Source organism: Bartonella sp. B1098 (assembly GCF_944896145.1).
Lineage (GTDB): Bacteria > Pseudomonadota > Alphaproteobacteria > Rhizobiales > Rhizobiaceae > Bartonella.
On sequence record NZ_CALYLP010000002.1, the window covers coordinates 537,621 to 563,259 of the forward strand.

Annotated in this window: 36 protein-coding genes and 1 pseudogene; 16 read left to right on the plus strand and 21 right to left on the minus strand. The window is 38.9% G+C overall.

Annotated features, from left to right (window positions below; genetic code table 11):
* Position 1: 1 nt before the first annotated feature.
* On the minus strand, positions 2-709 hold the full coding sequence (locus tag NNJ85_RS02295; protein WP_254473227.1) for a hypothetical protein: 708 nt from the start codon (positions 707-709) through the stop codon (positions 2-4).
* 64 nt (positions 710-773) lie between these two features.
* Here NNJ85_RS02295 and NNJ85_RS02300 point away from each other — a divergent pair, with 64 nt between their 5' ends.
* Positions 774-1,085 (plus strand): type II toxin-antitoxin system RelE/ParE family toxin, encoded by a 312-nt coding sequence (locus NNJ85_RS02300; protein ID WP_139413117.1) that lies wholly within the window; start codon positions 774-776, stop codon positions 1,083-1,085.
* Positions 1,066-1,350: an addiction module antidote protein gene (locus NNJ85_RS02305; RefSeq protein WP_254473229.1), complete on the plus strand. Its 285-nt coding sequence runs from the start codon at positions 1,066-1,068 to the stop codon at positions 1,348-1,350. Before NNJ85_RS02300 ends, NNJ85_RS02305 begins: the two co-directional genes overlap by 20 nt.
* Before the next feature lie 35 nt (positions 1,351-1,385).
* Here NNJ85_RS02305 and NNJ85_RS02310 read toward each other — a convergent pair whose 3' ends face one another.
* The 7 genes from NNJ85_RS02310 to NNJ85_RS02340 form a co-directional block, all read right to left on the minus strand.
* Complete coding sequence (locus NNJ85_RS02310; protein ID WP_254473231.1) at positions 1,386-1,766, minus strand: hypothetical protein; 381 nt, start codon at positions 1,764-1,766, stop codon at positions 1,386-1,388.
* An 11-nt stretch (positions 1,767-1,777) separates the two neighbouring features.
* Positions 1,778-2,158, minus strand: a complete 381-nt coding sequence (locus tag NNJ85_RS02315; protein WP_254473233.1) for a hypothetical protein — start codon at positions 2,156-2,158, stop codon at positions 1,778-1,780.
* 21 nt (positions 2,159-2,179) lie between these two features.
* On the minus strand, positions 2,180-3,304 hold the full coding sequence (locus NNJ85_RS02320; RefSeq protein ID WP_254473235.1) for a N4-gp56 family major capsid protein: 1,125 nt from the start codon (positions 3,302-3,304) through the stop codon (positions 2,180-2,182).
* Positions 3,305-3,393: 89 nt separating this feature from the next.
* Positions 3,394-4,278, minus strand: coding sequence for a hypothetical protein (locus tag NNJ85_RS02325; protein WP_254473237.1), 885 nt, complete (start codon positions 4,276-4,278; stop codon positions 3,394-3,396).
* A gap of 13 nt (positions 4,279-4,291) precedes the next feature.
* Positions 4,292-6,310: a portal protein gene (locus NNJ85_RS02330; protein ID WP_254473239.1), complete on the minus strand. Its 2,019-nt coding sequence runs from the start codon at positions 6,308-6,310 to the stop codon at positions 4,292-4,294.
* The gene (locus tag NNJ85_RS02335) at positions 6,295-7,623 is read right to left on the minus strand and encodes a PBSX family phage terminase large subunit (RefSeq protein ID WP_254473240.1); all 1,329 of its coding nucleotides are present in this window, start codon (positions 7,621-7,623) and stop codon (positions 6,295-6,297) included. Before NNJ85_RS02335 ends, NNJ85_RS02330 begins: the two co-directional genes overlap by 16 nt.
* On the minus strand, positions 7,604-7,936 hold the full coding sequence (locus tag NNJ85_RS02340) for a hypothetical protein (RefSeq protein WP_254473241.1): 333 nt from the start codon (positions 7,934-7,936) through the stop codon (positions 7,604-7,606). Before NNJ85_RS02340 ends, NNJ85_RS02335 begins: the two co-directional genes overlap by 20 nt.
* A 203-nt stretch (positions 7,937-8,139) precedes the next feature.
* On the opposite strand from NNJ85_RS02340, the gene NNJ85_RS02345 reads away from it, so the two are divergent.
* Positions 8,140-8,664, plus strand: coding sequence for a hypothetical protein (locus NNJ85_RS02345; protein ID WP_254473242.1), 525 nt, complete (start codon positions 8,140-8,142; stop codon positions 8,662-8,664).
* Between the two features lie 16 nt (positions 8,665-8,680).
* Here NNJ85_RS02345 and NNJ85_RS02350 read toward each other — a convergent pair whose 3' ends face one another.
* The 13 genes from NNJ85_RS02350 to NNJ85_RS02410 form a co-directional block, all read right to left on the minus strand.
* Complete coding sequence (locus NNJ85_RS02350) at positions 8,681-9,205, minus strand: hypothetical protein (RefSeq protein WP_254473243.1); 525 nt, start codon at positions 9,203-9,205, stop codon at positions 8,681-8,683.
* A complete protein-coding gene (locus NNJ85_RS02355) occupies positions 9,206-9,706 on the minus strand; it encodes a Panacea domain-containing protein (RefSeq protein WP_254473244.1) in 501 nt (166 codons plus the stop codon).
* Between the two features lie 240 nt (positions 9,707-9,946).
* Positions 9,947-10,384 (minus strand): single-stranded DNA-binding protein, encoded by a 438-nt coding sequence (ssb, locus tag NNJ85_RS02360; RefSeq protein WP_254473245.1) that lies wholly within the window; start codon positions 10,382-10,384, stop codon positions 9,947-9,949.
* A gap of 989 nt (positions 10,385-11,373) precedes the next feature.
* Positions 11,374-12,036, minus strand: coding sequence for a hypothetical protein (locus tag NNJ85_RS02365; RefSeq protein WP_254473246.1), 663 nt, complete (start codon positions 12,034-12,036; stop codon positions 11,374-11,376).
* Positions 12,037-12,125: 89 nt separating this feature from the next.
* A complete protein-coding gene (locus tag NNJ85_RS02370) occupies positions 12,126-12,731 on the minus strand; it encodes a hypothetical protein (RefSeq protein ID WP_254473248.1) in 606 nt (201 codons plus the stop codon).
* A 291-nt stretch (positions 12,732-13,022) separates the two neighbouring features.
* Complete coding sequence (locus tag NNJ85_RS02375; protein WP_254473250.1) at positions 13,023-13,454, minus strand: hypothetical protein; 432 nt, start codon at positions 13,452-13,454, stop codon at positions 13,023-13,025.
* Positions 13,455-13,655: 201 nt separating this feature from the next.
* Positions 13,656-14,123: a hypothetical protein gene (locus NNJ85_RS02380; protein WP_254473252.1), complete on the minus strand. Its 468-nt coding sequence runs from the start codon at positions 14,121-14,123 to the stop codon at positions 13,656-13,658.
* Positions 14,083-15,150 carry a DUF1376 domain-containing protein gene (locus NNJ85_RS02385; protein WP_254473255.1) on the minus strand — a complete coding sequence of 356 codons (1,068 nt, stop codon included), beginning with the start codon at positions 15,148-15,150 and terminating at the stop codon, positions 14,083-14,085. The genes NNJ85_RS02380 and NNJ85_RS02385 overlap by 41 nt, the downstream gene beginning before the upstream one ends.
* Entirely contained in the window at positions 15,140-15,511 is a 372-nt protein-coding gene (locus NNJ85_RS02390; RefSeq protein WP_254473258.1) for a DUF1376 domain-containing protein, read from the minus strand. Before NNJ85_RS02390 ends, NNJ85_RS02385 begins: the two co-directional genes overlap by 11 nt.
* The gene (locus NNJ85_RS02395; protein WP_254473260.1) at positions 15,498-15,974 is read right to left on the minus strand and encodes a crossover junction endodeoxyribonuclease RuvC; all 477 of its coding nucleotides are present in this window, start codon (positions 15,972-15,974) and stop codon (positions 15,498-15,500) included. The genes NNJ85_RS02390 and NNJ85_RS02395 overlap by 14 nt, the downstream gene beginning before the upstream one ends.
* 167 nt (positions 15,975-16,141) lie before the next feature.
* Positions 16,142-16,309 (minus strand): hypothetical protein, encoded by a 168-nt coding sequence (locus tag NNJ85_RS02400; protein WP_254473262.1) that lies wholly within the window; start codon positions 16,307-16,309, stop codon positions 16,142-16,144.
* Between the two features lie 10 nt (positions 16,310-16,319).
* Positions 16,320-17,024, minus strand: a complete 705-nt coding sequence (locus NNJ85_RS02405) for a hypothetical protein (RefSeq protein WP_254473263.1) — start codon at positions 17,022-17,024, stop codon at positions 16,320-16,322.
* 10 nt (positions 17,025-17,034) lie between these two features.
* Positions 17,035-17,364, minus strand: coding sequence for a hypothetical protein (locus NNJ85_RS02410; protein ID WP_254473848.1), 330 nt, complete (start codon positions 17,362-17,364; stop codon positions 17,035-17,037).
* 102 nt (positions 17,365-17,466) lie between these two features.
* Here NNJ85_RS02410 and NNJ85_RS02415 point away from each other — a divergent pair, with 102 nt between their 5' ends.
* The 13 genes and pseudogenes from NNJ85_RS02415 (at position 17,467) to NNJ85_RS02475 (ending at position 25,580) form a co-directional block, all read left to right on the plus strand.
* Positions 17,467-17,787 (plus strand): helix-turn-helix domain-containing protein, encoded by a 321-nt coding sequence (locus NNJ85_RS02415; protein ID WP_254472617.1) that lies wholly within the window; start codon positions 17,467-17,469, stop codon positions 17,785-17,787.
* A gap of 237 nt (positions 17,788-18,024) precedes the next feature.
* Complete coding sequence (locus NNJ85_RS02420; protein ID WP_254472619.1) at positions 18,025-18,429, plus strand: hypothetical protein; 405 nt, start codon at positions 18,025-18,027, stop codon at positions 18,427-18,429.
* 92 nt (positions 18,430-18,521) lie between these two features.
* Positions 18,522-19,208, plus strand: a complete 687-nt coding sequence (locus tag NNJ85_RS02425; RefSeq protein ID WP_254473265.1) for a hypothetical protein — start codon at positions 18,522-18,524, stop codon at positions 19,206-19,208.
* Positions 19,209-19,222: 14 nt separating this feature from the next.
* Positions 19,223-19,690: a hypothetical protein gene (locus NNJ85_RS02430; RefSeq protein WP_254473267.1), complete on the plus strand. Its 468-nt coding sequence runs from the start codon at positions 19,223-19,225 to the stop codon at positions 19,688-19,690.
* A 2-nt stretch (positions 19,691-19,692) separates the two neighbouring features.
* Positions 19,693-20,124, plus strand: coding sequence for a hypothetical protein (locus tag NNJ85_RS02435; protein WP_254473269.1), 432 nt, complete (start codon positions 19,693-19,695; stop codon positions 20,122-20,124).
* Positions 20,125-20,126: 2 nt separating this feature from the next.
* Positions 20,127-20,672, plus strand: coding sequence for a hypothetical protein (locus tag NNJ85_RS02440; RefSeq protein WP_254473271.1), 546 nt, complete (start codon positions 20,127-20,129; stop codon positions 20,670-20,672).
* The gene (locus NNJ85_RS02445; protein WP_254473273.1) at positions 20,669-21,088 is read left to right on the plus strand and encodes a hypothetical protein; all 420 of its coding nucleotides are present in this window, start codon (positions 20,669-20,671) and stop codon (positions 21,086-21,088) included. The genes NNJ85_RS02440 and NNJ85_RS02445 overlap by 4 nt, the downstream gene beginning before the upstream one ends.
* Positions 21,089-21,209: 121 nt before the next feature.
* On the plus strand, positions 21,210-22,034 hold the full coding sequence (locus NNJ85_RS02450; RefSeq protein WP_254472625.1) for a RecT family recombinase: 825 nt from the start codon (positions 21,210-21,212) through the stop codon (positions 22,032-22,034).
* Position 22,035: 1 nt separating this feature from the next.
* Positions 22,036-22,659 (plus strand): lambda exonuclease family protein, encoded by a 624-nt coding sequence (locus NNJ85_RS02455; protein ID WP_254472627.1) that lies wholly within the window; start codon positions 22,036-22,038, stop codon positions 22,657-22,659.
* A 118-nt stretch (positions 22,660-22,777) separates the two neighbouring features.
* A complete protein-coding gene (locus NNJ85_RS02460; protein WP_254472629.1) occupies positions 22,778-22,996 on the plus strand; it encodes a hypothetical protein in 219 nt (72 codons plus the stop codon).
* Positions 22,997-23,002: 6 nt separating this feature from the next.
* Positions 23,003-24,040 carry a tyrosine-type recombinase/integrase gene (locus NNJ85_RS02465; protein ID WP_254472631.1) on the plus strand — a complete coding sequence of 346 codons (1,038 nt, stop codon included), beginning with the start codon at positions 23,003-23,005 and terminating at the stop codon, positions 24,038-24,040.
* Between the two features lie 79 nt (positions 24,041-24,119).
* Positions 24,120-25,169: pseudogene (locus tag NNJ85_RS02470) on the plus strand (tyrosine-type recombinase/integrase); the annotation flags it as partial.
* 210 nt (positions 25,170-25,379) lie between these two features.
* Complete coding sequence (locus NNJ85_RS02475; protein ID WP_254473274.1) at positions 25,380-25,580, plus strand: AlpA family transcriptional regulator; 201 nt, start codon at positions 25,380-25,382, stop codon at positions 25,578-25,580.
* Positions 25,581-25,639 lie beyond the last annotated feature (59 nt).

The following is a 25,639-nucleotide window of genomic DNA, read 5'->3' on the forward strand; positions in this document are numbered from 1 at the left end:
GTTAGAAATCCGTTGGAATTATGCGGGTGACGTTATGACGTTGAGAGGTCTCTGCACGCAATTCATGCAAATGCTCCTTAAAGTCATTGTAAGCTGCCGTTGCACAATCGGGATCTTTAAGGATATTCTTGTACAACTCATATTTTGCACGCGCCTTAATCAAATCAAACGCGTGCACAAACCATAGATGCTCTTCATCAACACTTTCTATCTCTGCTAAGCGCAATGGAGAGAGAATGAGTTGAATTTGATAGGCTCTGTCCGGTGTAGGATAAAGATGCAATTTCCTATCAAAGTAACTGTAACAAACCGGCGTTCCTTGCTGTTCTGATCGCAATAAAGGCTCTAAAGAAACATGGTCCTTACACGCCAAGGCAAACTTATGATGTTCATCAGAACCCAAGTAAACGCTTTTGATTTTAACAGCTGTTTCGATATGGCGGGTATCGGTTGCATCATAAGCCCCTTGCCCCGCCCTTGTTCGAAACACCACATCACGGCTTTCGTTAAAGTAAAAAGTTTCCCTCTCACAAAAACGAATAGCAGCAAAAATACTTTCTTGGATTTGAGATACATATTCATCCGCAACATCATCAATCTCATCTTGAATGACTGACACCATGTGTGAAAGCGTTTTTCTATGACGATAAACATTTTGACCAGCAGGTATCGGTCCGCCGGTCCTAACCCGAATATAATGACGTGCCATTAAAATACCTTTCCGTAATTGAAACGAACTTGACATTATATGTCATGTATACTATAGTACACGAATGGTAGCGATAATAAAAACAACAGATGAATTCGATAAATGGTTAGAAAAGCTTAAAGATAGAAAAGCTGCCAATATGATTCTTGAAAGACTTCGTAGAATTCGTTCAGGACTTTTGGGTGATGTTAAATTCTTTAATGGCATAGGTGAATTACGTATCCACTATGGGGCTGGTTATCGAATTTATTTTGTAAAAAAAGGCGATAAAATCATTATATTGCTTTGGGGTGGTGACAAATCCACACAATCCAATGATATTCAAAAAGCCTTATCTCTTTTAGAGGATCTTAAAAATGAAATTGAAAACCTTTAACTTTGAAAAACATCTCGCAACACCAGAAGATCAAGAAATCTTTTTAAATGAAGCTCTTAAAACCGGTGATGCAGCTCATATTGCCGATGCTATTGGTCTCGTTGCCAGAGCCCGAAATATGAGTGCCTTAGCAAAAGAAACCAATCGTGAACGCAGTGGATTATATCGCTCCTTAAGTAAAACGGGGGACCCCAAGCTTTCTACCTTAGTTGCTGTCTTATCTGCCCTTAATTTGCAACTCTCTGTACAATCTTGCAATTCATAAAATAAGGGGAAATTAATAGATCTTTCCCCTTAATTTCAGTGATTTGTCACAAATTCAACGACTATACTTGCTTCACCTGCTTGGACTGTCTTATCAGCTTTAGCATAGAGAGTAAGCTCTTCATCATAAGGAACAAATTCCTTTTGGTTGGTGGGTTTGACCTCTTTGACTGCCTGTTGTTTGATTTCTGCCTCACCAAACTCAATCCCTCCAGCCGTGCTGCCTATTTTCACTTTCGTGTCCGAAAAGGCTGTTTTAACAAATACCTTAATCGAAGTAATTAAAGCCCCTCGAGGCAAAATGCCTATTCTCAGTGCATTCTCTTTATCTTTGTAGCTAAAATTAAGCCGCAAAAAGCTTACTTGCTGGGTATGAAGATTTCTCCCCTGTAACGGAGGTGGTAAATGATCTGCCATGTCTGATCCCCTTAATGATTTGTCACAAATTGTACGACCACAACACATTCACCAGCATCCGTGGTTTTATCACGGGTGGCATAAAGAGTAACCTCCTTATCATTCGCAATAAAAACCTTTTGATCTGTTGGTGTAAAATCTTGTGTTCCTTGGGCTTTGATATCCTTTTCACTAAAATCATTGCCCCCATCGGTACTGCCAATCTTCAACTTCGCTTCTGAAAACGCCGTCTTAACAAATGCTTTCATCGACGTGATCAAAGCACCACGAGGGAGAGTTCCTATTTTCGTTGTGAGATGTTTATCTTTATGCGATATGTTCAACCGTAAGAAACTCACCTGTTGCGTGTGAAGATTTCTCCCTTGTAATGGAGGTGGTAAATGATTTGCCATGTCTGTTTTCCTCCTTAATAATTATGCTGCTTCACCGCTGTAGGTAGGAATGACAATCGTTCCAAAATCTTGTGCTGTTTGTGCACTATTTGGCATTTGGAAACGAGTTTTCTTCATTCCTATCAAGGTCTTAGCTGCAACACCAAATTCACGTTCATAATCAAAATATTCTTCTTTGAGTGTGTAATGCGTTGCACTGTGATTTTTACCAAAACCTATAATCGCACTTTGTGCTCCCAAGAACACTGCACGACGCACGCTTTTGACCGCTGTATGATCGGTCGATTTAACACCATGGGTGACATGGATTGCTTCGCGTAAAACAACCCCGTTATACATGCCAAGAGAACCATCAAAGATTGGGTTCTTCGCACGAGAGGTTGCATAAACCGATTTTTGAATATCTAACCATTCACCGGCTGCTGTATTGGTTCGCAACTGCATCACTTGAGTGGGATGCAAATAGAGAACGTAAACATCATCACCATTAACATGAACCGGAGAAATTTGAGGATTAGCTAGTTTAGCTTGTTTAACCGCTTCATCAATCAATTTAAGGCTAAAGCTATGTTTGGCTTTCTCATTGAGATCTTCATCCTTGGTTTTGCCATCTGGACGAATAATCCGTTCACTGCTTGGTGCCATGATTTCATTAAAGCCGTAATGAACCGGTTTAATGTACACTTCTCGACCATCAACATTGATCGTACGCGCTGTATAACCACACACCTGTAAGAAGAACATGATGCTTAAACGATTGGCATACCAGCGAACCAAGCCTTCTTTGGCTTTCTTGCGTAAATTCGGGAGTATTCTCTGTTGATCAATCGAGTCATCATTGGCTACACGCGCTGCATGTAAGAGCTCGTTAATGACCAGCCTATCATTCATAAATTGAAGCGCTTCTTCATTGCCCTCTAGGGTTTCACCTTGAGTGACACCATCCCCAAACAGATTCACCAGCAAACTGAATGTAACGCTATCCCCTGCACTCTTATGGGTTTCATTATAAAGCTGGATAATGCTGTTTGAACTTTTGCCAATCAAGGGGGCAATTTTCGTTGCCTTCAAAACTTCATTACTTAATTTTTGTGACCACAATTTCACTGATTGTGGATCATGGGTTCCTATATGTGTTGTTGCCATTTATTTTACCTTTCTTTGCTGTAAAAAAACCGGCTTAAAGCCGGTGGAAAACCCGCATCAAAGGCGGATTATGCTGTAAAACTTATTGCCTAATCGGGATCTGCACCCATAATTTCATAAAAACGTGCTTCATTCTTTGGATTGGCTATCCAAGCATCAAATTCCTTCTCTGACATATTGGCAAGAGTTTGTTTAGTCATAGGACCTGTTACACCCCCACCACCAGATGCCGTTAAGGTTCTCGCAGAATTCTGCCGACTCTGGAGCGCTGCAATTTGATCATTGACTTGCACCGCTTGGTTCTGATACCCCAGATTTTGCGCTATCCGATAAAGCTCTTCTGCCGGATTAACGCCTTTTTGTGCACACGTCGCGACAATGGTACGTAATTCATCCCCTATAATCGCATCTATCGTGCTTTTTTGCGCATAATTTGGATAAACAGAAGACCATGCATTTAACTGCTTTGCACGCGTCTCATAAAGAAAGTCTGCCGCTGCATCAAAATCACTGTATTTATCCTTAACTGACGCAACAGAATTTTCTAAAAACTGATTCAAATGTCCATTGAATTCTTGATATTCAATCGCTTGTCTTTGCACATCTTGTTGTGCTCTAATATACGCATCCTGCTCTTGAAGCTTTCTTCCCATCCATCCCATATAACCGATAATGTCTTGTGTAGGGTCTGGGGGTGCGTTTTCTCCTTCAGCCATTGGCGCTTGAGATTGGGGTTCATAAAACTTGACAAGTGCTTCACGGGCTTGATTGGCTTGTTCTACAGCGCGCTGCCGATCTATAGGAACAATTTCTGAAGGCTGTTCAACGGGCTCTACAACCGGCTCCGGAGCCGTGACATCATGGCTCTCAACCGTTTCCACATCATTGACGGCATCAAAAGAGCCTTCATCATCAAACACCGGTGCTCCAACTCTGTAGTCCTCATTTAGTCCTTCATTCATTTCTGCATTCATTCTTTCACCTTTCTCAAATGCTTCTTCCTCTGTATGTTGCCGCTCGCTCTCGCATGATCTGATTTTGCATCTGTTCATTGATTATGCGTTGCCGTTCTAGTTCATGTTTCTGTTGCATCAACTCTGAATCCAATTCTGCTCTCTTTTGACGCATGAACAATTCAATCTGCTTTCCTTGTAAATCCATCTGTTGCATTTGGCTTTTCGCTGCTATGTCCTGCTGCTTTTCTTGCAACTTCATTTCTTGTTCTGGAGTCATCTGTTGTTGGGCTTGGTAAGCCATTTGCTGCTGTTGTTGAACCTTCTCACTCACACGATTAAGCAGTGACGCAGGCAATGGGGAATAACGCAACAAATCAATCATGATATCTGGTGTAACCGCATTTTGAAGTAACGGTAACAATTGCGTAATAATGCCAAAGGTCCGCTCTTTCTCATTCGGGCTGGTCGGCGCATCATCTACCACAATATCGTAATCAACACTCATCACTGCTTCACGAGTTAAGGGAATGTATTGCGCATTCTCCTCTCCAGAAATTCTCACCAAACGACCATCAGACAGATAATTCTGGATCAAGTGCAAAATAAGCTTGCCTTGCCTTTTGCGATACAAACGCAAGCCATCAAACAGACAAGCAAGCAGATTTAAACTGGACTGACGTCGTTGTGCCTCCAAAACCCCTGCTTGTGAAACTTCTCGCGTTCCTATAAACTCTGGTGATAATCCTGTGACTTGGTTAATCGCTTCTTTCGCCTCATTAAACAATTGGAAAAAACCCGTTGGAAATTGTGCTACGGGCTTGGGTTGGATCTTGCTAGTAGCTAAAGCATTGGGTTTTGTCCACGTAATACTATCTATCCTGCTCCAACTTTTTACTGCTTCTCTTTCATCTTCAAAAGCCCCCCTTTCTGCCATAATCCCGCCTTTGGATTGGCTATTGAGAATATGCATCACTTGACTGAAATATTTATTCGCCCACCGTTGCGGATCTTTTGTAGGACGCACAACCCCATAAAATTGCCGCTCTACTTTATCAAAATAACCCGTGATACATTCCCAGCCCAATTGACCAACAGGAACCATCGGTTGATCGGGGCATAGTAAAACTTTTCTGCCTAAAAAAGCGCGCTTGACCACCTTTTTATTGAAAGCCGCTCCTTGAATATCGGGCATTATGCATTGAAGTTGCTTAAATTCTTCCTCGCTATAATCACGAAGTTCTCCAGTGCTTAAATCGGGTGCTTTGTAATATGGCTCGTTTTCAAACCAACGACATTCAACGAGCGTGACCATCCGTCGACCGTTTTCAACATCAATGCCTCTCTCATCATCATAAGCCTCTGAGTCGTTATGATGAACCCCTTCATAAATATTCCCATCCTTCGCCCAATCTGCACTCAGTTCACTCCAATGGGATTTTGGAAACATTTGCCTTGCAACTTCCAAAGGCTTGCGGTCCACATACCACATACGTTGTGCATCCGTTAAATTCGGTTGCACTGCCGCGCTGTCCCAAACCATCTTTAATGGATCTAAACGCGTGATAACCGGCTCGCCATCAAGGCTATTCTCATAATCAAGACGTGTATCAGTCCACCCCATGCCACAAATGACAGCATCTTGGAAAGCATCCGAGTCCGCATATTCGGCTTGTGCCATATCGCGAAACCATTCGGCTGCCCCCGTAAGCAATTCACTTGGCAACGCTTTTCCTATTTGACGGGGAATAAACTGTACTTCACGTTTGTTATTACGCTCTGACCCCACAACCGCATTGACCAATGGTGCAATACGATTAAAAGTCATAACGGGGCGGCGTTGCTCTTTTAATGCCGCTAAATCCGCTTCATTCCACTGGTCTCCATTGTAAAAACGAAAATCTTCACGCGCATGCTCACGCCATTTGTTCACATGCTCAACATCTTCTTTGTACCAACTCACAAGCTTGCGAAACAAGCCTTCTGTCGACAGATCTGAAGCGTTGCTATCTTGCTCTAAATGCTCTTCATCATGCATCATTCTGCCATCCATGACGTACTCTCATAAACTTCTCTACCGCTATAAGCTTGTCTCTTATGTTTCTGTATCGGTTGCTCATAACCCACACACATTAATCCAAAGGCATCTGCCCCATGACTCGACCAATCATGCTCTGCCCCCAAACCAATCCCCCGCTTCTCATCCCATTTTTCATGATACCAGTTCAGTGCCTTACGACCCGCTACCGTTGTTTCCTCGTGAAACCAAACGGAGGGCAAGATACGGCGCACTGCCTCTATCCGCATTTTGACTGCACCAGCCCCTTGATTGGGAATGACTTGCGTTTCAAAACCCGCATCATTGAGAGCACTTTCAAAACTCACATTATGCACACGGTCTCTGGTTGCACCGTCATGGGGTAATACCATCAGTGCCTTCTCATAACCATTGTCACGTAACCAACCGATATGCTCTGAGAGCGGCTGTCCTTGTGCCTCGTAATAATCCAGCACTCTGATCTCTCTGCCAACAAATTGTGCTATCCATATCGCTGTGGCATCTGCCTTAGCCCCCGTCCCCCCAATATCCCAAAAGGCGCGTATCTGCATTAAAGGGTCACGGGCAACACGCCCTATCCGCCCCTCTTGCTCGGCTGCCAACATCTCCTTTTGGTAGTAAGCCCCTTGAACCGCTGTAAGATAAGCCCCTTCCCATATATGCTTATAGGTCTCTGGACGGTTTCTAAGGTCATCAAGTCGCGCTTCATTCAAGATCTTGGGAAACTTCGGATTATCTGACCAGTTGATCTCAACACGCTTAATCGCTTCATTGTCTGAAAAGCGAAAACGCCTTTCAACCGGTGCATTGTCTCGCAACGGGTTCCATGTCACCCATAACTCTGCACGCCACCCCTCTCCCTCTTCACGCAACGTCGGTATAAGCGTCTGCCAAGCTGTCTCTGTGACTGGTTCTGCCTCATCAACCCAACAGAGCAAAATACGCCCCATGGATTTGATACTCGCAATATTGCGGTCTAGTCCAGAAAACTGAAAAGCTATACGACCATCATTTGACTTAATCGAAGCTTCCCCAACTTTGTAATAATCTTTTAAAAAATCATGGGCTTCAATAGCGCGCTTAATTTCCTCCAAGGAACTTTCTGCCAACGAATTTTGAAACTGACGCGCACAAAGAATAGTGCCTGATATCCCCTGCATACCAAATTGATAGCCCTTTAAAGCCGCCATTAAGGCAAATGATCTTGTCTTTCCAGACCCTCGTCCACCCCAAGCTGCCCGCACCAAAGCATCTCCTGCAAAAAGTGGAATAAGCTTTGGTACAATCTTAATCTGTCTTGTCGTCATTCATTAAAGGAGCAATTTCTACACGCCCTATGATCTTAATCGCGCCCCCATTCTCACCCGTCACTTGCAAAGGCAAGATCTTACCCAGCAAGGCTAAATAAGCCGCGGGGCATTTGAGTGCTTGCTGTTCTAAATAAGAAATTAGCCCTTCCTTGCCATACTTATTGCCTGCCAATTCAGCTGCTTTAATAATTGCCTCTTTAAGAAGACGTGTATTCTTGTTTGGAACACCTTTGACACGCCCCATACCTGCCCTCGCTGGTCTCAACTTTTTTGCTGTTTGAAAAACCTGTTCTGTATTTTCAGATGTCATAAAATACACCCTCCAGATAATAAAAAACCCCGCATTTGCGGGGATTTTTGACTGTACATCACCCTCATTAGACACAATACACCTAAGTACAGTAATGTCATTAAATACGATTTGCTACACTTTGTCAACATAAAAATAACACATATTGATAATTTCAAAGGGAATCTGTTAGGTAATTAAGACGTAAATTAAGGTAGGAAACAATGTTTACAAAAAAGTCTTTCTTTAAAAGCATCTTAATTATCACATTTCTAATATTATGTCCTATCCCCACTCAAATGGGATATACAAATCCGAAAGAAATATTTTCTTCGAAAGAAATTAGCGAAAAAGAAAGACTATTCCGCATTTTTCTTGTAAATGGAAGTTACTGGTGGTCAGACAGATTTTACAACATCTTATGGATAGAAAAAATATTTTTTTCGAAACAAAATTGGCGATTATCGAGGCAATCCTATGAACAACGTGTTCGTATAATAAAAAAATGGCAGGATATAGTCATAAAACGACATCAAGTATTTGCCGCTTTGTGTTCCCTTATAGAATTTGAAATAAATACAATGAAGCGTATAAATGACGCGAGACAATCTAATGAGCATGTACATGTATCAAACCTAATGCAACACCTATACGACTACAGAGAAAAAATAAATGAAAATAAGAAAGAACTTGAGAAACTAGATCATGAAATTGATCTATTATATAGAGTTATTATAGAGTTTTCATAACTTTGATCTATAATTATTACGAAAAATGCTTTTGAAGCACATTAAGAGCAATCTTTAGTGAACTCACCAGATGTGGTAATTCTTGATCTTCTATAACAAGGTACTGTAGCGCAGCATAAATGTTGTATTGTCTATAGAGGTGTTGCGCTTCTTTTATTGCCTCTTGCGTATTTAAAAACTGCTCTGTTGCAAATTTTACCCATTTGTCCCTTGCTGCCTCATCAGAAGATGACGGCATTTCATCATAAATCGCGCTTGGAAAGCCTTTTGCACAAAGGTAATTATTTCTTATCTGTAGATACTGTTGCGCGGTGTCATATTGCTCTTGAGTAAGTACACCTTGCAAACAAAGCCGCCCTATGTAGGACCCAGCAAGTGGATTTTTTGCCTCATGTAAGCTTAAACCGAAGCGTTTTGCACGCATTTCTATAGCCAATTTATCAATGGCTTCACGCGGTTCTTTTGCACGTGATATACGACCATTGGCTTCTCTTGTCTGCCCTGTAATCTTAGGGCGTCCCCTCTTTTTATTTGCTTTCACTTATACCCTCGATTGTGAATATTCATTAATTTTTTGCGTGAAATATTCTTCGATATCATGGTCTTTTAACTTCACACCAAACCGCCCATTATATACTTTCTTCCATGGCGTTCCCTCCTTATGAGCTTCATTACATAAATGAGCAGATGAAAAATTTTTATAAGCATTCCAAACGATCTCTAATAATTTGAAAGTATATTCATCTGTTGAGTTTTTATGCATTTTAGGGATAAAAATCTCTCCGGTCTCTAAGTCCACCATACGCGAATAAAAATCGATACAACGCCTTCCCCAATCTTTAAACTCATGATAGAGAGCCGGTATAACGGGACCATGCTGCCATGCCTCTATACGATCTAAAAAGAGACGCTTACCTGTAGCTGCTAACATCCAACCATATGCAAAATACACCAGCTTAATAAGCTTCATAGGGGAAATTCGAATATCTTCCTCGCGTCCTTTTTCAAGAAAGAAGTTAGCAATCTGTTGAACTTGATACATTACTCAAACTAAATAACCATACAGATGAAGAGAGACCTATAATTATACTCAGTATGCTTTCCTTTATTTTTCCCTCAAGAAAAAAGAAAGCGCATCCCGCTATTGCCAGCGATATTACAATTGCTATTGCCAGTTCAAAAATAGTCATAGAAGCATCGTTATGATTTAATAACATCATATTATTTTGCATCATCATATTATGATGTATGAGCCATGTGCTTGATCTCATTTTCACGCACCTTAAAAAGGAACATCATCATTTAAAGCGTTTGTAGACATATCAAGAGGTCTGTGAATGCTTGCATAAACTGATGACGGCTCTTGATCATCGTTATTTTTACCATCTAAAAGCTGTAATTCACCTTTGTAAGGAGGCAATATGACCTCTGTTACATACCGTTCACTACCGTTTTTATCTTGCCATTTACGGGTTTGTAAGCGCCCCTCGATATAGACTTTGCTTCCCTTCTTAAGATACTGAAGAGCCACTTTTGCAAGATGTGGATTAAACACCACAATGGAATGCCACTCTGTTTTGTCTATTCTCTTATTGGTTGCCTTGTCTGTATAGCTCTCAGACGTTGCCATGCGAAAATTGACCACCTCGATACCAGATGACATTGTTTTGCTTTCAGGATTTGCACCTAAATGACCAATTAACATCACTTTATTAAGCATTTGCTTTGCTATCCTTTTTATGGGAAATAGTACTTAGAAACAAAAATAACTGATACATAACAATAATATAACACATTATGCTATATTATTACAAGCAAAAATAGTTTTAATAAACTGAATCTAAAGAATGAATCCCATTTTTATTTTACTTATTTGCTTGCGTTTTTACACGTTTTGTGCAATAAAAGAGATGTTCTTTTATTGTGATTAATCTAATCGCTTATTGGAATCGTTAATTATTTTGAGCATAAAGACCGTATCAATTCATTTTGATGCGGTTTTTATGTATTAAGGCTTGTGATTTTGCACGCTTTGTGTAATAAAAGAGATGTTCGTAAACTTGTGAATAACGATAACAGAAATGCATTGCAAAACAGAAGCCGTGTTCATAAAGGGGCACGGCTTTATTATTTGAATGTAATAAAAATCTATAGCTAGTACAAAAGAAAACCCTGTTATGTAAAAAACATAACAAGGTCTTCTCCAATTTCTCAAATCTCAGACAAAATATAGCACATTATGTGTAAAAATACAAGCGTTGAGATACAAAAAAAACCGCATCTTTAAAGACACGGCTTCTTTTGTAGCGATTTTTAAAAAGTATATTGTTTTAAACCTAAGGAACGGTTTAAATACAACGCCATTATGACGTTGCAACAGAAAGTTTTTTACGCTTTCTATGTTTTTAATATAGAACAATATGTTGATTGGTTCAATTTAAATAAAAACAAACTTGCGTTTATACACAAAGTATGTATTTTATAAATTGATCTATTTGATTATGAATTTTATTTTGTTTGATTCATTAGCTATAAAAGCCGTATCAATTTATTTTGATGCGGTTTTTATATATTAAGGCTTGCGTTTTTATACGTTTTGTGTAATATGTTCTCTAGTATTTAGAAGATGTATTATTGGAATCCTATTCTCAAAAGCCGCGTTCTTTATGACACGGCTTTTTTGCTATAAAACAGCCCCCCGCCCCTTATTTACGCTGCTTTGTTTTCAATAATCTTGACAACGTGATCGCTTTCATAAACCACACAATTTTTTGGAACCGAACATAAACCGCTATGTCTTTTTAACCTTGCATTGCCATAGACCTTGCCTCTAATCACGATATGATCAGAGATTTTCGCATTGCCATAAACAGAGCCATAAACATCAGCATTGCCCCCCACGCTAGCATTGCCATAAACCTTGCCATAAATTTTGCAAGCGCCACTCACAACAGCATGGTCATAAACCACGGCATTACTATGAATACGTGCACTCCCTGATAATTTTGCATTCCCATAAACCCTTGCATATTGATAAACCCAAGCGTTATAAGAAAGATGCGCATTGTCATAAACATGAGCATTTGCATAAACGCGGGCGCGGTCACAAACATGCGCATTGCCATAAACAAAGCCCATGATAATAGCCTTATCAGAAACTTTTGCATTTTCACTAACAATAGCATCATATGCAACTATAGCATTATCATATACCCAGCAATTGCCATCATGAGAGAGGTTGCTTTCATTTGCAATAAAGCCACCTAAAGAGCCGGCTTTAACATCAGCAAAGTCTCTTAATGCTTTAATACGATAAAGAGTTTGATTATTTAATACACGTGTCTCATTTGTGAGTGCAAACTTTTTTTGCATAGCACAATTCCTTTATAAAGAAGATTCAATTTTTAAAATGAAAGAATTTGGTTAGAAAGCAGGCGCCCCCGCCGCGCCTTGATATTTAATTACCAATAAAGATCATCTTCTTCTGGAATAAACTTATCACAAATAAAATCAGTTGGAGATAAATAGGTATCACTTTCAATTTGAGAATCCCCTATGACAGTAGCACCATCTATAACGACGTTTTCACTGATACACGAAAAATCGGCAATAAGAGCATTCCCATAAATTTTTACATTATCGTAAATAGCAGCATTATCACAAATGTGTGCATTATCAGAAATATAAACATTATTTACAACACGCGCGTTATCAGAAACCTTTGCTGAATCTTTAACGATAACATCACAAGCTACATAAGCATCATCAGAAACATGCGCATTTTGATAAACACGGGCATTATCGAAAACCCAGCAACTGCCATCATGAGAGAGGTTATCTTCCTTTTCAATAAAACCACCTAAGTCACCCTCTCTAACCGCTCCAAACATATAACCAAAATCTCTTAACGCTCTAATTCGATGTAAAATATGACCGTCAATTTCTATTGTCTCATCTGTAAATTCATATTTTTTCCCAAGATCTTCCTTTTGAAGCGTGGCGTTATCATTATGATGTTGAATATAAGAGAAAATGGTGTCTTGTAATTTTTTAACTGTAGCATTCATGCTTGTTGTCCTATTGGTTAGAAGTTTCTATTGACGACCCTATAAGGGCGCCGGGCGCTAGAAACACGGCCAATAGTCCGCTGTATGCTTTTCCCTCGAAAGGGTATTGTATAGCATAACCACACCCGGCAAAATCATCATACGCTATTCAAAGCATAAAAAACAGCCAGTATTTTAAGAAATGGGAAAAACCTTATCGTGGTTTACCCGCTATTGGATTAGTGTTTCTACACACTTGACACCTTTCTAAACCAACCTTCCTTTAAAGTCAATACGTATTTTTTATTTTTTTCACTTTTTTTCATTTTGATACTTACCTAATTGAATATCAAGCGCTTTTTCTAGCTCTCTGTCCGTCTCTTCACTCGATAATGGGTAGCCTCTCTCCAAATCATTCGTGATCTCACAAATCAAACAATCATTCTTTGTACGTTCTTTAATTTTCATATTTACCTCGTCTATCAATGCTTCAAAATTCAAAATGTTTTTTGGTAACAAACCACCATAAATCCACGCTTTCACTTGAGCCTTCGTGCTATAATCTACATTCGCAGGCGTCTCATGATACTGACCGCCTTCAAATTCCTCATATTCCCTCATTCCATCACCATATTCGTAAAGATTATAAAAATACTCAGTAACCCCTAATCCCCATGGTGCATATCCAACCGCTGTTGCAATAAATTTCTTTTGCTGTCTTGATTTACGATTTCTTAAGAACATCTAATTTAATATCCCCTTATCTAAATCCATAACTTTACCTATGGGTTTATTTGCCTCAAATTGGACCGTACAGTAGCGTTTTTATTTTCAATGTGGTTTTCATCATAAAAATCTAAAATCGTTCTGTACGGTACTTTTTTAGCTATTTAAACCCATATCTAATCTCAAAACCATCAGCACTTTTCACTATTTTGCTGTTTATCATTCAATACCCTTTAAAACCTCTTCCATGCCATTTAAGAGCTCTTCAAGGCTCTTTTCGGTTCTTTCTGTACGGTCTGATGATATCGTCGCCTCTTGATTTTTGCTCTTGATTTCTGGCTTTTGAAGATTCTTAAGAATGCGATTTGCTTGGTAACGAATATCGCTTTCAAGCTTTTCGCAGTAACGATAAAAATCTGCTGTTGATGGCATAAAAGTTGTGTTTAAGCCCTCTGCTTTGCCTTTCAAAACGTTCTTTGTTGCTGTTTGCAATATCCAGCTGCTTATGCCTTCAAGAGCATAAAAATACGCAAGCGCCGTTGCTTTCTCATCTGATCCCATGGGGCTTTTGAGACCATTTGAAAGGACAAGAAACGCTGTTTGGATTTCTTCTTCAGTTGCTTTTCTTTCAAGCTTTTGCAAAGCATCAGTAACCAATGCTGTAACTCTCTCCGCTTCTGCACTCAATGGCTTTTGCCCCGTTTTCCAAAGAAATGGTGGTTCTGTCATCATCCTTGAATAAAAATTTGTACACACTATCTGAATTTTTGATATGGGACATGTGCTGTGCAGCTCGATAACTCCAGCCGCGCTGTTGTTCTGTTTGATAATTGGTTTGTTTTCCATAGTTTTTTTCTTTCTCTAAATCTTCAATTTTTTTTCTTACCCAGTTACGCCATGTTGCTTGCCAATCTGTTTTGCGTGCGTCCTTGCCTGCTTTGGCATTCCAATAATCTCGAAATTTTGCGATTTCGACTTTCACACGCTCTGGAGGCAAGCCCTCTTCGATTGCAAAATCGTAATCGGGTTCAAAATCCGCAGGCAATCGACAACCTCGATTAGCTTTCGCACGTTTTGCTTTTTTCGGAACGCTTTTTTGCTCGTGAATGATTGGTTGGTTTTCTGATGATGTTGCGTTTTGATCTGATTGAACATCATCACACTCGATTGGCTCGTCAACCAAATCGCTTGTTTCTAAATCTTCAAACTCAGTTTCTTTTTTTGATAAAACGATAGTTTTATTTTTTTTATATATATTGTTAATGTTATTGTTAATGGCATCATTTCGCATTGCGTTTGCATTGCGTTCGCATTGCGTTTGCATTGCACTAACATCATAATTACTTTTATCTTTATTTTTATCCCATCTTAATTTTGCTGCTTTTGCTGCTTTGGAAGCCTTTTCTGTAGCTTTATCTAAATTTTCACTACAGTTATTAAGCTCTTCTTCAACTTTTAAACTCCACAAACGACCATCGTCTAAACGTATGATCTTCTCATCACGTAATAAGATGTCTAATGTCTTTTTTAAAATTCTTACTGAACAGCCAGCCCACCGTGCTAATTTTGGAGCATCTTCAATAATAGGGCGGCGTTCTTCATACATATATAAAACAAGAGTCATATAAAGACCCTTCTCCACTATACTCATGCCACTAACATCAACAATCCATTGTGAAGAAAATAGCCTCGTCCATGGCAACTTAGTTGACATGCATTGCCTCCTCTCTTTTCTTACCCCATCTTGCTAATGCTGCTCTCGAAGCGTTCTCTGAAGCTTTGTTTACTCTCTCAAAATCAAAAGCGAGTGACTTATGCCATAAGCCACCATTCTCTAAACGCGTAATATGACCCGTGCTTATTAAGGTCTCTAATGTCTTTTGAAACGTTCTTACTGAACACCCACACCAACTTGATAAATAAGACGCATTATTCATAAGAGGCGCTTTCTTATCATTCATAAGCAACACAAGGGTTGTATAAACTGCCTTCTCTGTTGCTTTTAAACCCATAAGCTCTTTTAAAAACTTATCTGTACTAAACTTTACACACGCTACTTTATTAATAGATATCATTCGTGCTCTCCCTTTCTTTAACTAAATGTAAAATTGCTAAAGCATCCGCTTCGTTATCATCACAAGGCGCGTGTCCTTTTGCACGCATTGCCTTTATCATCTCTTCTTTCGACGCATTCCCCTTGCCTGTTGTCGCTTTCTTAATCGTACAAACCGGTATCCCCTCATACGGTATCTGATGATGTTCACACCACGCCGTTAACGTTGCTAATAAACCACCGTAAACATGCGCTGCATCGGTTCCAACATGACGCCTCACCTCTTCAAAATAAACCGCGTCAATTTGACCTGCTGTCTGCTTTATTTCTGTAAGCCATCTCTTAAAGCGTAAATAACGCATCCCACCGCCTTCAAAACGGCGTGATTTAAAATCAACGGTGCCACTAAATATGTCACCACTCCCTCCACACATCGCCCACCCCGTCTTCGTCCCTAGATCAAAACAAAGAATCGTGCTAATCACTGCCCCTCTCCATACATAACGTGTTTTATAAGATTGTTTTTTTCTAAAAGTAGCTAGAAAAAGGTGTCTAAATTGAATATTGAACACACTTCATCAAATCATCCAGAAAGAGTGCTTCAAACCAAGTTTTGGACAGAGTTTTTACTCGCTTTTGAAGATGAGAATTCTCAAGAATAAGGTAATTTGTAAATTTTCTCTTCTTGTTTTTCTATTATTTTATCTCTTTTATGTACCTCCTTTCTAAGTTTTTGAATTTTTTTATCAAAACAATAAAGTTGAATAGCTAGTTGAATATTGACCGCCGTAGATAAACAAACTGCTGTTATTAAAGCCATTTTTTTCTCCTCACTTACTTTTCTTCTTATTCTTCTGAGACTTTTCTTTTACAGATTCATCACGCTGCTTAAGTTCGTCTTTAAGCAGCTCAATCTTTTTATTAAGAGATTGATTTTCATCAAATTGACAGAGTAGAGCTATGTCTTTCCGTTCAAGCGCTTCTTTAAGCTCGTCTTTAAGCCTCTCAATTTCTGCATCACGGGATTGAACTTCTTTAAATCGCCTGTGTAGAGCTATGTCTTTCTGTTGAAGTGCTTCTTTATGCGCTTGTTTTAGCTTCTTAATTTTTTCATCACGCTGTTTAAGCTCGTTTTTAAGTTTCTCAATTTCCTCATTACGCGATTGAACTTCTTTTTCATCCTCTGGATTCAGTTTATTCTGTTGGTTCAATTTCTCAATTTCTGCATTTAGCCTGCATATAATATCATTTTTCCGTTTGAACGCTTTTTCATACTCATCTATCTTTTGATTCAGTTCTTTAATTTCCTCTTCATACTTTTCTATATTCTCATCATATCCACTAATGATCTCCCTAATTCCTTCGCGTTCTTCTTTTAAAGCCCTAGCTGCAAATTCTTCATCTTCAATATGCTCTTTAAGCGCCTTAACTTGGTTGCGATAATACAAAACAAAACCCAACATCACGACGTCGATAAGTAACATTGCAATAATTGTTATTGATAAAATCTCTGATAAAATTTCATTTAAAATCATTCTGATCTCCTTAAGGCTGCAAAGTATCGCCGGTGTTCTCAACACCGCAGCTCTTGCAAATTTTCGTAATTGGGGGGCGCTGCTCTTGCATTAATGTCTGCAAGCGCTCGGGATAAAAAAAATCATCAGGACGTAAATCTATCCCATGTTCACGCGCGTAATTTAAAAGCATAACTTGGTATTTAGCAGGTATAATTCCGCCTTTACCCTCTCGCTTTTCAAAAGGATAAGCCCATTTTCTAACCACAATAACATTGCGATTAACAATATTGGCAACTTTTTTATGTCCACCTAAATACTCAATTATGAGTTTTGCGGTTTTCGTATATGTTTTTATCATAGCGATAAAAATACGATATCCAAAATATTTAGTCAATACGAAAAACGTATCATTATATTTTTTATATTGTAAGAACTTTAAAAATAAGGAATAAACTTAATTATGATTAGGCAAAAAGAGCTAAAAATTTGGATAAGAAAAGAGCTTGATAAAATGGGACGAGGGAGCCAAGCTAAGCTCGCCGCCCATCTTGGTATAAGAAGACCAGCTATATCTAATATGATTAATCTTAATACAAATAGGGAAATGAGAGATATTAAGGCTGATGAATTAGTGAAGATTATGGAGTTTTTTAAGGATTCTTCACCTATTTCTGGACCTTATTCTGATGATTTTCTTTATTTATATTCACAAGCGAATGATTCTGAAAAGAAGATTGTCGAGGATCTTTTAAAATCTCTGCTCGCAGCAAGAAGTTCATAAAAGCTTTTTTTTCACATTCAGTTAATTTATTTAGCATGATGCATAGCTGCTTTTCTCTTATATTTTCTATCATAAGCACCTCATTAACATTAATGATAATAAACAAATTTGAATAGGTTTATAAAAATAAAAATACGTTTTTCGTATTTTATCTATTGACACATCATTACGAAAAACGTATTAATTTCTCCATATCGTAAAAATTAACGGTTGCCAATAGGCTCTATGGAGGTAGTTGTGAACAAACCAGTGCTTATAAATTCTAATGAAATTTTATTACTTGCCTGCGATGATGATCAAAACATTGCAGAGTCTGGACCGCTTGATGCAAGCCAAATTCTAAGCATTGTTGATGGGGTAGATGATGTTATACAAATCTTTCGTATAAATCCTTCTGAAAAGAGTTGTGAAGACATTTCTGAACAGATTGCAGAAGCATATGTAAAAAAAAATATCGACCATCTCTATGAGGAGAGAGAAGTTCATTACTTTATACGCGAAAGTGATATCTACAATGAAATTTTAGAAGAGATTGCAGAAGAAAAATATGAAGATGAAATGTACGGTACCTATGAAGAACAGCACCGTTTAACTCCTTGGGATGTCCTTCCAAACTACCCAAGCTATACAGTACGCTTCTAAAAGCACCCCTTTTCTCAAAAATTTACAACACAAACCAATGCCGTTCTTTTCAAGAACGACAAAGGAATACTCTAACTTAAAGGAAATAAATCATGGAAAAAAAATACGAACTTACTGATGAAACAACCGAAGTTGGCTTTAAAACACTTTATAGAATTAAAGCATTACGAGACTTTGGAGATGTGAAAAAAGGTGATCTAGGGGGCTTTATAGAAAAAGAAGATAACTTAAGTCATGAAGGCAATTGCTGGATTGGTGATAATGCCAAGGTTTGTGGTCATGCACAAATTTTTGGTGATGCCTTGGTTTCTGATGATGCCAATGTTTGTCGTCATGCCCGTATTTATGACAATGCCCGTGTTTACGGGAACGCATGGATTTATGATGATGCACATGTTTCTAGCAATGCCAAGGTTTGTGGTCATGCACAGATTTTTGGTGATGCCAAGGTTTATGGTGATGCCAATGTTTGTGATAAGGCAAAGGTTCTTGGTGATGCCAAGGTTTATGAATACGCCCAAGTTTCTGATGATGCCGCGGTTTCTGGCAATACTGAAGTTTTTGGCAATGCCGTGGTTAATGGCAATGCCGAAATTTTTGGCAATGCCAAGGTTTATGACAATGCGCAGGTTTTCGGTAAAGCGAAGATTTCTGGTAATATGAAGATTTACGGCAAAGCCCATGTGTTTGGTAGTGCATGGGTTTTTGGCAATCACTGTATTTATGGCAATGCACAAGTAACCGAAAATACAGAAGAATCCGGTAACGACACTGTTTAAGGTCGGGGGTAATCATGGAAAAGAAATACGAATTTACTGATGAGATAATCGAGTTTAATGGTCACATTCTCCAACGCATTCGTGCCTTAAGAGACTTTGGATATGTCAAAAAAGGTGATATCGGCGGTTGGGTAGAGAGTGAAGATAACCTATCCCATGAAGGCGATTGTTGGGTTTTTGATAGTGCACATGTTTTTGGCAATGCCAAAGTTTATGATGATGCTCGTGTTTATGGTTATGCCAAGGTTTATGCTAATGCACAAGTTTATAATTATGCAGAAGTTTCTAGTGCCTCTATTAAAGATAATGCTAAGATTTATGGCTATGCGCGGGTCTATGGAAATTCTGTTATAGGGGAAAGTACACGAATTTACGGAAATGCTAAAATTTACAATCAAGCATATATTTCTTGTAATGTAGACATTGCTGGAGATTGTAAAATTAGTGGCTCCACCGTGATCGTAGCACGTGAGAAAGAGTAATCATGGAAAAGAAATACGAACTGACAGATGAGACAACCGAAGTTAATGGAACAACGCTTTATAGAATTAGGGCATTAAAAGATTTTAGAGGTGTTAAAAAAGGTGATCTAGGGGGCTTTATTGAACATGAAGGTAATCTCTCTCATGATTATGGCTGCTGGGTTGGCGATGAAGCCAAGGTTTATGGTGATGCATGGGTTTATGGGAATGCCAAGATTTTTGATGACGCCCGTGTTTATGGTAGCGCATGGGTTTTTCATAATGCAAAAGTTTTTGGCAATGCCAAGGTTTATGATGCTGCTCATGTTTTTGAGTGTGCCGAAGTCTTTGGGAATGCGAAGATTTTTGGGAATGCACGGATTTTTGGTGCCTCCGAAATAACTGGAAATACAAAAATATCCAGAATGGACCCTCTTTTAATGGAGGAGGAATAATCATGGAAAAGAAATACGAACTGACAGATGAGACAATCAAAGTTAATAAACGTACGCTTTACCGCATACGTGCATTAAAAGACTTTGCAGATGTTAAAAAAGGTGACTTTGGTGGATTTATTGAAAATGAACGCAACCTATCCCATGGTGGCAACTGTTGGATTGGGGATTATGCCAAGGTTTATGATGATGCACATGTTTATCAAAATGCGCATGTTTACAGTTATGCCCATGTTTATGGCGAATCCCGTGTTTATGGCAATGCACACGTTTGTGGTGAAGCAGAAGTTTACGATTACGCAGAAATTTACGGTGACGCAGAAGTTTACGGTTACGCTAAAGTTTTTGATAATGCACATGTTCATGGGGATGCAAAAATTTACGATGATGCACGCGTTTATGATAATGCGCGCGTTTATGGAAATGCGAAAGTTTATGGTAGTGCACACATTTACGGAAAAGCTAAAATTTACGGTGACGCAGATGTATCTTGGGATCAATGGATTGGCGGCGATAACAGAATCTCAACTGGAGGAAAAACCAGATGAAAAAATACGAATTAACTGATGAGACAATCGAAGTTGGCTTTAAAACACTTTATAGAATTAAAGCATTGCGAGACTTTGGAGATGTAAAAAAAGGTGATCTAGGGGGCTTTATAGAAAAAGAGAGCAACTTAAGCCATGAAGGCAACTGTTGGGTTGGTGATAATGCCTATGTTTGTGCTCAAGCACAGATTTTTGGTGATGCCAAGGTTTATGGTGATGCCAATGTTTGTCGTCATGCCCGTATTTATGACAATGCCCGTGTTTACGGGAACGCATGGATTTATGATGCTGCTCATGTTTTTGAGTGTGCCGAAGTCTTTGGGAATGCGAAGATTTTTGGTAATGCACGAATTTTTGGTGACGCCGAAATAACTGGAAATACAAAAATATCCAGAATGGACCCTCTTTTTACGTAGGGCGATAACCGCGAACCTTCAACAGAGGATTACAATCCTTTCTAACAACCAAACCAAACAACTTTTAACACATGCGTGATTCACGCCACGGGGGAATTGCGCGTAAAATAAGGAAACAATAATGACAGATTCACCATTAGCTATTATGGCAAACAAATATGGGTTTTCTCATGAGGAATTTAGAAAAACTCTTATCAAAACATGTATTAATTATAACTCTTCTGATGAAGAATTTGCTGCTTTTATCTCCGTTGCCAACACTTATGGTCTTAATCCCCTAACCAAAGAAATCTATGCTCTCCCTAAAAGAGGTGGCGGCATTATACCCGTGGTCTCTATTGATGGATGGATTAAGATCATAAAATCTAATCCTAACTTTGATGGTATGACCTTTCAAGATCAACTCGATAAAGATGGGAAGATCATTGCTATAAAATGTGCTATTCGTCTCAAAGGCATTAAAGACCCTATCGAGGTCACCGAATATTTAAACGAATGCCTACAAGAAAAAAGTGACCCTTGGAAAAAATATCCAGCACGCATGCTCCGTCATAAAGCAACTATACAATGTGCACGCTACGCTTTCGGATTTTCTGGTATTTATGAAGAAGACGAAGCAGCACGTATTAATAACATCACACAAGGACAACTTGTTTCTTATGACATACTTGAACAAATCAAAGAGTTAATTAAAGAGACTGAAACCAATGAAGATAATCTTCTCACTTACGCAAATGTAGAAAAACTAACAGATCTGTCTTGTGAAAAAGCACAAGAAGTTTTGGGACTGTTGGAAAAAAAGCAAAACATTCAAAGAGAAAGAGCTCTACAATCTCTCCCACAACAAGAGCAAACAGACGCCTCTATACAAGATGCCGAATATATTCATATCCAAGATATTGAATATACACCCACAACCTCTCACGAACAACAAAGGGCGGTGTGAAATGGAACAAAGAACAGCAGAATGGTTTCAAGCCCGTTTAGGTAAAGTCACCGCTTCAAATATTTACAACGTTATTAGTAAAACAGCAAAGGGAACTCCTACAAGCAAATATGAAGACTACAAAATCAAACTCATTACAGAGCGTCTGACTGGTCAAACAAGCCCCTATTATGAAACAGAAGATATGAGATGGGGAATTGAACATGAAGAAGATGCCTTGAGAGAATATGCATTCATTTATGATACTGAAGTCACAAGGTGCGGCTTTATTCAACACCCCACAATAAAAATGGCGGGGGCTAGCCCTGATGGTCTGATTGATGAAGATGGGTTAATCGAAATCAAATGCCCTAGATCAACTAATCATATGCGTTTCATTATCGATAACGAAATCAAACCTGAATATCTCGCACAAATGCAGTTTCAAATGGCTTGTACGGGGCGCAAATGGTGTGATTTTATCAGTTATGACCCACGTTTTACGGGCGATTCATCTCTCTTTCGTATGAAAATCAAACGCATCCACCGTGATGAAAAGAAAATTGAAGAGATTAATCAAGCGGTTGAAAGCTTTTTAGCAGAAATAGAACGAGAGATACAAAGAATCTCAACAAAAGCCGCATGAACTTTTGGGGGCTTTGTTTTAGCATATCTCCTAGCCCCCCCGCCCTTTCCTAACAATTTTCAATCAATTCGTGATTCACGATACGAGTGAATTGCATCTTAAATGTAAGGAGAAAAGAATGGCGCCTCGTCCTGCTACCATAACGCAACCAGCTATTGCACGCGCTTTAAGAGAAGCAAAAAAGCAAGGGTGTGAACTCATAGAAATAAAGCCAACCGGTGAACTGCTTATCTATCTTAAATCCGATATCCCAATACCAAACTCAACAACACACCCAGACAAACTTTTAGATTTCTCCACCAATGAATATTACGAAACCGCGCTCTCTAAGATGTAAAATACCATGCCTAAACCACGCCCTCCTCATCTTGTCAAAGAAGTCACACGTCATGGTAGAATTATATGGTATGTACGCATTGGTCATGGAAAACGCATTAGAATCCGCGGAACCTATGGAACACAAGAGTTTGTTGATAAATACAAAAGCGCACTTGCCGAATTGCAAGGGCTTATACTTCCTAAATCCAAAACCGGTAAACTTACTGAAGGTTCGTTTGCATGGCTGCTTAAGCAGTATTTAAACAGCTCTAATTGGCATAGTTACTCTAATACGACAAAGAAACAAAAAGAATACATTCTTATGAAGGTGTGCGATACAATAGGCAACGTTCCATACCAAGCAATTGAAAAGAAACATATCATAGCCGGTGTTGAACGACGTAAAGAAACGCCAGCAATGGCTATAAGCTTTCTGAAAGCCCTTAATGGACTTTTTAATTGGGCGATTGACCAAGATCTTTTAGAAAATAATCCAGCTTTAGGCATTAAAAGACCAGTCCTTAACAACAAAGATGGGTTTGCTGTTTGGACAGAAGAAGATGTCGAAAAGTATTATCAAAAATGGCATCATGGTACCCATGAACGTGTCTGGATTGATGTTCTTTTATATACGGGTTTGCGTCGTGGTGATGCCGTTCGCATTGGTTGGAAAGATGTAAAAGATAATATTATTCATCTCAAAACAGAAAAAAGCAAATTTCAAACAGATGTTTTTCTTCCGATTTTGCCTGAATTAGCCGAAACCCTTAAAATTGGTCCTATTGGTGATGAAACATTCATCTGTAGTAAAACTAATAAAAAACTCGTCAAAGAAAGTTTTGGCGATGCATTTAGAGAGGCTTGTTATACAGCAGGCATTAAAAAATCAGCCCATGGTTTAAGAAAATTAGCAGCAACACGCGCAGCTAATTCTGGGGCAACAGTATCACAACTGAAAGCACTCTTTGGCTGGACAAATGATGCTATGGCATCTCTTTACACAAAGAGCGCAGATCGTAAAAGATTAGCTCTTGAAGCTATAAAAAAGCTCCAAAAAAGTTAGGGATAGAGGAAAAAAAACGTAATAGAATCAAGATTCACCTATTCCCTTATATTAGACATAACTATTTTATTTTACTTGCTTTTTATATACCATTCACGGGCGGCGTCGTGAAATGGGATTGGGGGCTTTAAGACATGTCTCTTTAAAACAAGCCCGTGAATTGGCAAACCAATGGCGTTCTGTTCTTCGTGAAGGGCGTGACCCCATTAAAGAACGCAACAAACAAAAGCGTGAAGCAATAAGCAATCTTCATTATTTAAAAGATATCGCTTTGGATACTTTTGAAAGCCGTAAAGCTGAATTAAAAGGGGATGGGAAGGATGGGCGTTGGTTTTTACCATTACGCCTTCATATTTTACCAAAATTAGGCTGTCTGCCCGTTTCAGAGATTACCCAAACAGAGATACGCAATACCCTCGCTCCTATCTGGCATACAAAAGCTGGAACAGCAGAGAAAGCACTAAACCGTCTTAATCTTTGTCTTAAACATGCGGCTGCCTTAGGACTGGATGTTGACTTACAAGCAACAGAAAAAGCACGCGCTCTCTTAGGTAAACAGCGTCATAAGGTCACTAATAGACCAGCCATGGATTGGAAAGATGTTCCTGCTTTTTATAAAACACTGTGCCAAACAACAACCCTAACACAACTGGCTTTGCGTTTGCTTATCCTTACAGGCGTTCGTACGCGTCCTTTGCGTCATATTCATAAGGATCAAGTTGAGGGTGATATATGGACAATCCCTGCTGAAAACATGAAAGGAAAGCGTGATGCTACAACAGAATTTCGCGTCCCTTTATCATTAGAGGCATTAGAAATTCTAAAACAAGCGCTCCTGCTTTCTCGCAATGATTTTTTCTTTTCTGCTACCGGTCGCGGTCCTCTTAATGAGTGTTCCATGTCAAAATATATGAAAAAAATTGGACTTGAATCCTGCCCCCATGGTTTTCGTTCCAGTTTACGTGATTGGCTCGCTGAAACAACCGATGCCCCCTATGAGGTCGCTGAAACTATTTTAAGTCATACGGTTGGGGGTAAAGTAGAGCGTGCCTATCGTCGTACTGATTATTTAGAACAGCGCCGTGTTTATATGGATAAATGGACAGCTTATGTCACCGGTCAATCTTAAGATATGGGGTGCATAACCCCATGATCTGTGGATAACTTTCTCTCTCTCTTCTCTCATATCATCTCAATTAAACTCATAAATTATCACATCAGAAAATATATGATAAAATACTGTTTTCTATGAATAAAATACCTTCAAAAATAAACCAAAATGTGTTTAATAAATAGGCATGATTTGTTCTCATTTTTTAATATTTGAAAGGATTTTAGTATGATAGAAAATGATATTCTTTTAACAGACCGTGAAAGTGCAAAACTGCTTCATATGAGTGTCTCAACTTTCCGCCGTCATGTGACCAATGGCTCTTTACCAAAACCTTTAAAATTTGGTTTTTTATCCCGTTGGTTACAATCGGATCTTACCAATGTTATCGAACAAGCAAAACAGCAGCGTCAAAGTGATGCGGCATAAAAAAAACCTTGTCACATAAGGATGGACAAGGCTTTTCATTTTCACACGATGATTATCGA

Excerpts from the sequence above, each read along its gene's own strand:
- NNJ85_RS02295 (WP_254473227.1), bottom strand. The coding sequence starts at position 709 with ATGGCACGTCATTATATTCGGGTTAGGACCGGCGGACCGATACCTGCT.
- NNJ85_RS02300 (WP_139413117.1), top strand. The coding sequence starts at position 774 with ATGGTAGCGATAATAAAAACAACAGATGAATTCGATAAATGGTTAGAA.
- NNJ85_RS02305 (WP_254473229.1), top strand. The coding sequence starts at position 1,066 with ATGAAATTGAAAACCTTTAACTTTGAAAAACATCTCGCAACACCAGAA.
- NNJ85_RS02310 (WP_254473231.1), bottom strand. The coding sequence starts at position 1,766 with ATGGCAGATCATTTACCACCTCCGTTACAGGGGAGAAATCTTCATACC.
- NNJ85_RS02315 (WP_254473233.1), bottom strand. The coding sequence starts at position 2,158 with ATGGCAAATCATTTACCACCTCCATTACAAGGGAGAAATCTTCACACG.
- NNJ85_RS02320 (WP_254473235.1), bottom strand. The coding sequence starts at position 3,304 with ATGGCAACAACACATATAGGAACCCATGATCCACAATCAGTGAAATTG.
- NNJ85_RS02325 (WP_254473237.1), bottom strand. The coding sequence starts at position 4,278 with ATGAATGCAGAAATGAATGAAGGACTAAATGAGGACTACAGAGTTGGA.
- NNJ85_RS02330 (WP_254473239.1), bottom strand. The coding sequence starts at position 6,310 with ATGGATGGCAGAATGATGCATGATGAAGAGCATTTAGAGCAAGATAGC.
- NNJ85_RS02335 (WP_254473240.1), bottom strand. The coding sequence starts at position 7,623 with ATGACGACAAGACAGATTAAGATTGTACCAAAGCTTATTCCACTTTTT.
- NNJ85_RS02340 (WP_254473241.1), bottom strand. The coding sequence starts at position 7,936 with ATGACATCTGAAAATACAGAACAGGTTTTTCAAACAGCAAAAAAGTTG.
- NNJ85_RS02345 (WP_254473242.1), top strand. The coding sequence starts at position 8,140 with ATGTTTACAAAAAAGTCTTTCTTTAAAAGCATCTTAATTATCACATTT.
- NNJ85_RS02355 (WP_254473244.1), bottom strand. The coding sequence starts at position 9,706 with ATGTATCAAGTTCAACAGATTGCTAACTTCTTTCTTGAAAAAGGACGC.
- ssb (WP_254473245.1), bottom strand. The coding sequence starts at position 10,384 with ATGCTTAATAAAGTGATGTTAATTGGTCATTTAGGTGCAAATCCTGAA.
- NNJ85_RS02365 (WP_254473246.1), bottom strand. The coding sequence starts at position 12,036 with ATGCAAAAAAAGTTTGCACTCACAAATGAGACACGTGTATTAAATAAT.
- NNJ85_RS02370 (WP_254473248.1), bottom strand. The coding sequence starts at position 12,731 with ATGAATGCTACAGTTAAAAAATTACAAGACACCATTTTCTCTTATATT.
- NNJ85_RS02375 (WP_254473250.1), bottom strand. The coding sequence starts at position 13,454 with ATGTTCTTAAGAAATCGTAAATCAAGACAGCAAAAGAAATTTATTGCA.
- NNJ85_RS02385 (WP_254473255.1), bottom strand. The coding sequence starts at position 15,150 with ATGTCAACTAAGTTGCCATGGACGAGGCTATTTTCTTCACAATGGATT.
- NNJ85_RS02390 (WP_254473258.1), bottom strand. The coding sequence starts at position 15,511 with ATGATATCTATTAATAAAGTAGCGTGTGTAAAGTTTAGTACAGATAAG.
- NNJ85_RS02400 (WP_254473262.1), bottom strand. The coding sequence starts at position 16,309 with ATGGCTTTAATAACAGCAGTTTGTTTATCTACGGCGGTCAATATTCAA.
- NNJ85_RS02405 (WP_254473263.1), bottom strand. The coding sequence starts at position 17,024 with ATGATTTTAAATGAAATTTTATCAGAGATTTTATCAATAACAATTATT.
- NNJ85_RS02410 (WP_254473848.1), bottom strand. The coding sequence starts at position 17,364 with ATGATAAAAACATATACGAAAACCGCAAAACTCATAATTGAGTATTTA.
- NNJ85_RS02415 (WP_254472617.1), top strand. The coding sequence starts at position 17,467 with ATGATTAGGCAAAAAGAGCTAAAAATTTGGATAAGAAAAGAGCTTGAT.
- NNJ85_RS02425 (WP_254473265.1), top strand. The coding sequence starts at position 18,522 with ATGGAAAAAAAATACGAACTTACTGATGAAACAACCGAAGTTGGCTTT.
- NNJ85_RS02430 (WP_254473267.1), top strand. The coding sequence starts at position 19,223 with ATGGAAAAGAAATACGAATTTACTGATGAGATAATCGAGTTTAATGGT.
- NNJ85_RS02435 (WP_254473269.1), top strand. The coding sequence starts at position 19,693 with ATGGAAAAGAAATACGAACTGACAGATGAGACAACCGAAGTTAATGGA.
- NNJ85_RS02440 (WP_254473271.1), top strand. The coding sequence starts at position 20,127 with ATGGAAAAGAAATACGAACTGACAGATGAGACAATCAAAGTTAATAAA.
- NNJ85_RS02445 (WP_254473273.1), top strand. The coding sequence starts at position 20,669 with ATGAAAAAATACGAATTAACTGATGAGACAATCGAAGTTGGCTTTAAA.
- NNJ85_RS02450 (WP_254472625.1), top strand. The coding sequence starts at position 21,210 with ATGACAGATTCACCATTAGCTATTATGGCAAACAAATATGGGTTTTCT.
- NNJ85_RS02455 (WP_254472627.1), top strand. The coding sequence starts at position 22,036 with ATGGAACAAAGAACAGCAGAATGGTTTCAAGCCCGTTTAGGTAAAGTC.
- NNJ85_RS02460 (WP_254472629.1), top strand. The coding sequence starts at position 22,778 with ATGGCGCCTCGTCCTGCTACCATAACGCAACCAGCTATTGCACGCGCT.
- NNJ85_RS02465 (WP_254472631.1), top strand. The coding sequence starts at position 23,003 with ATGCCTAAACCACGCCCTCCTCATCTTGTCAAAGAAGTCACACGTCAT.
- NNJ85_RS02475 (WP_254473274.1), top strand. The coding sequence starts at position 25,380 with ATGATAGAAAATGATATTCTTTTAACAGACCGTGAAAGTGCAAAACTG.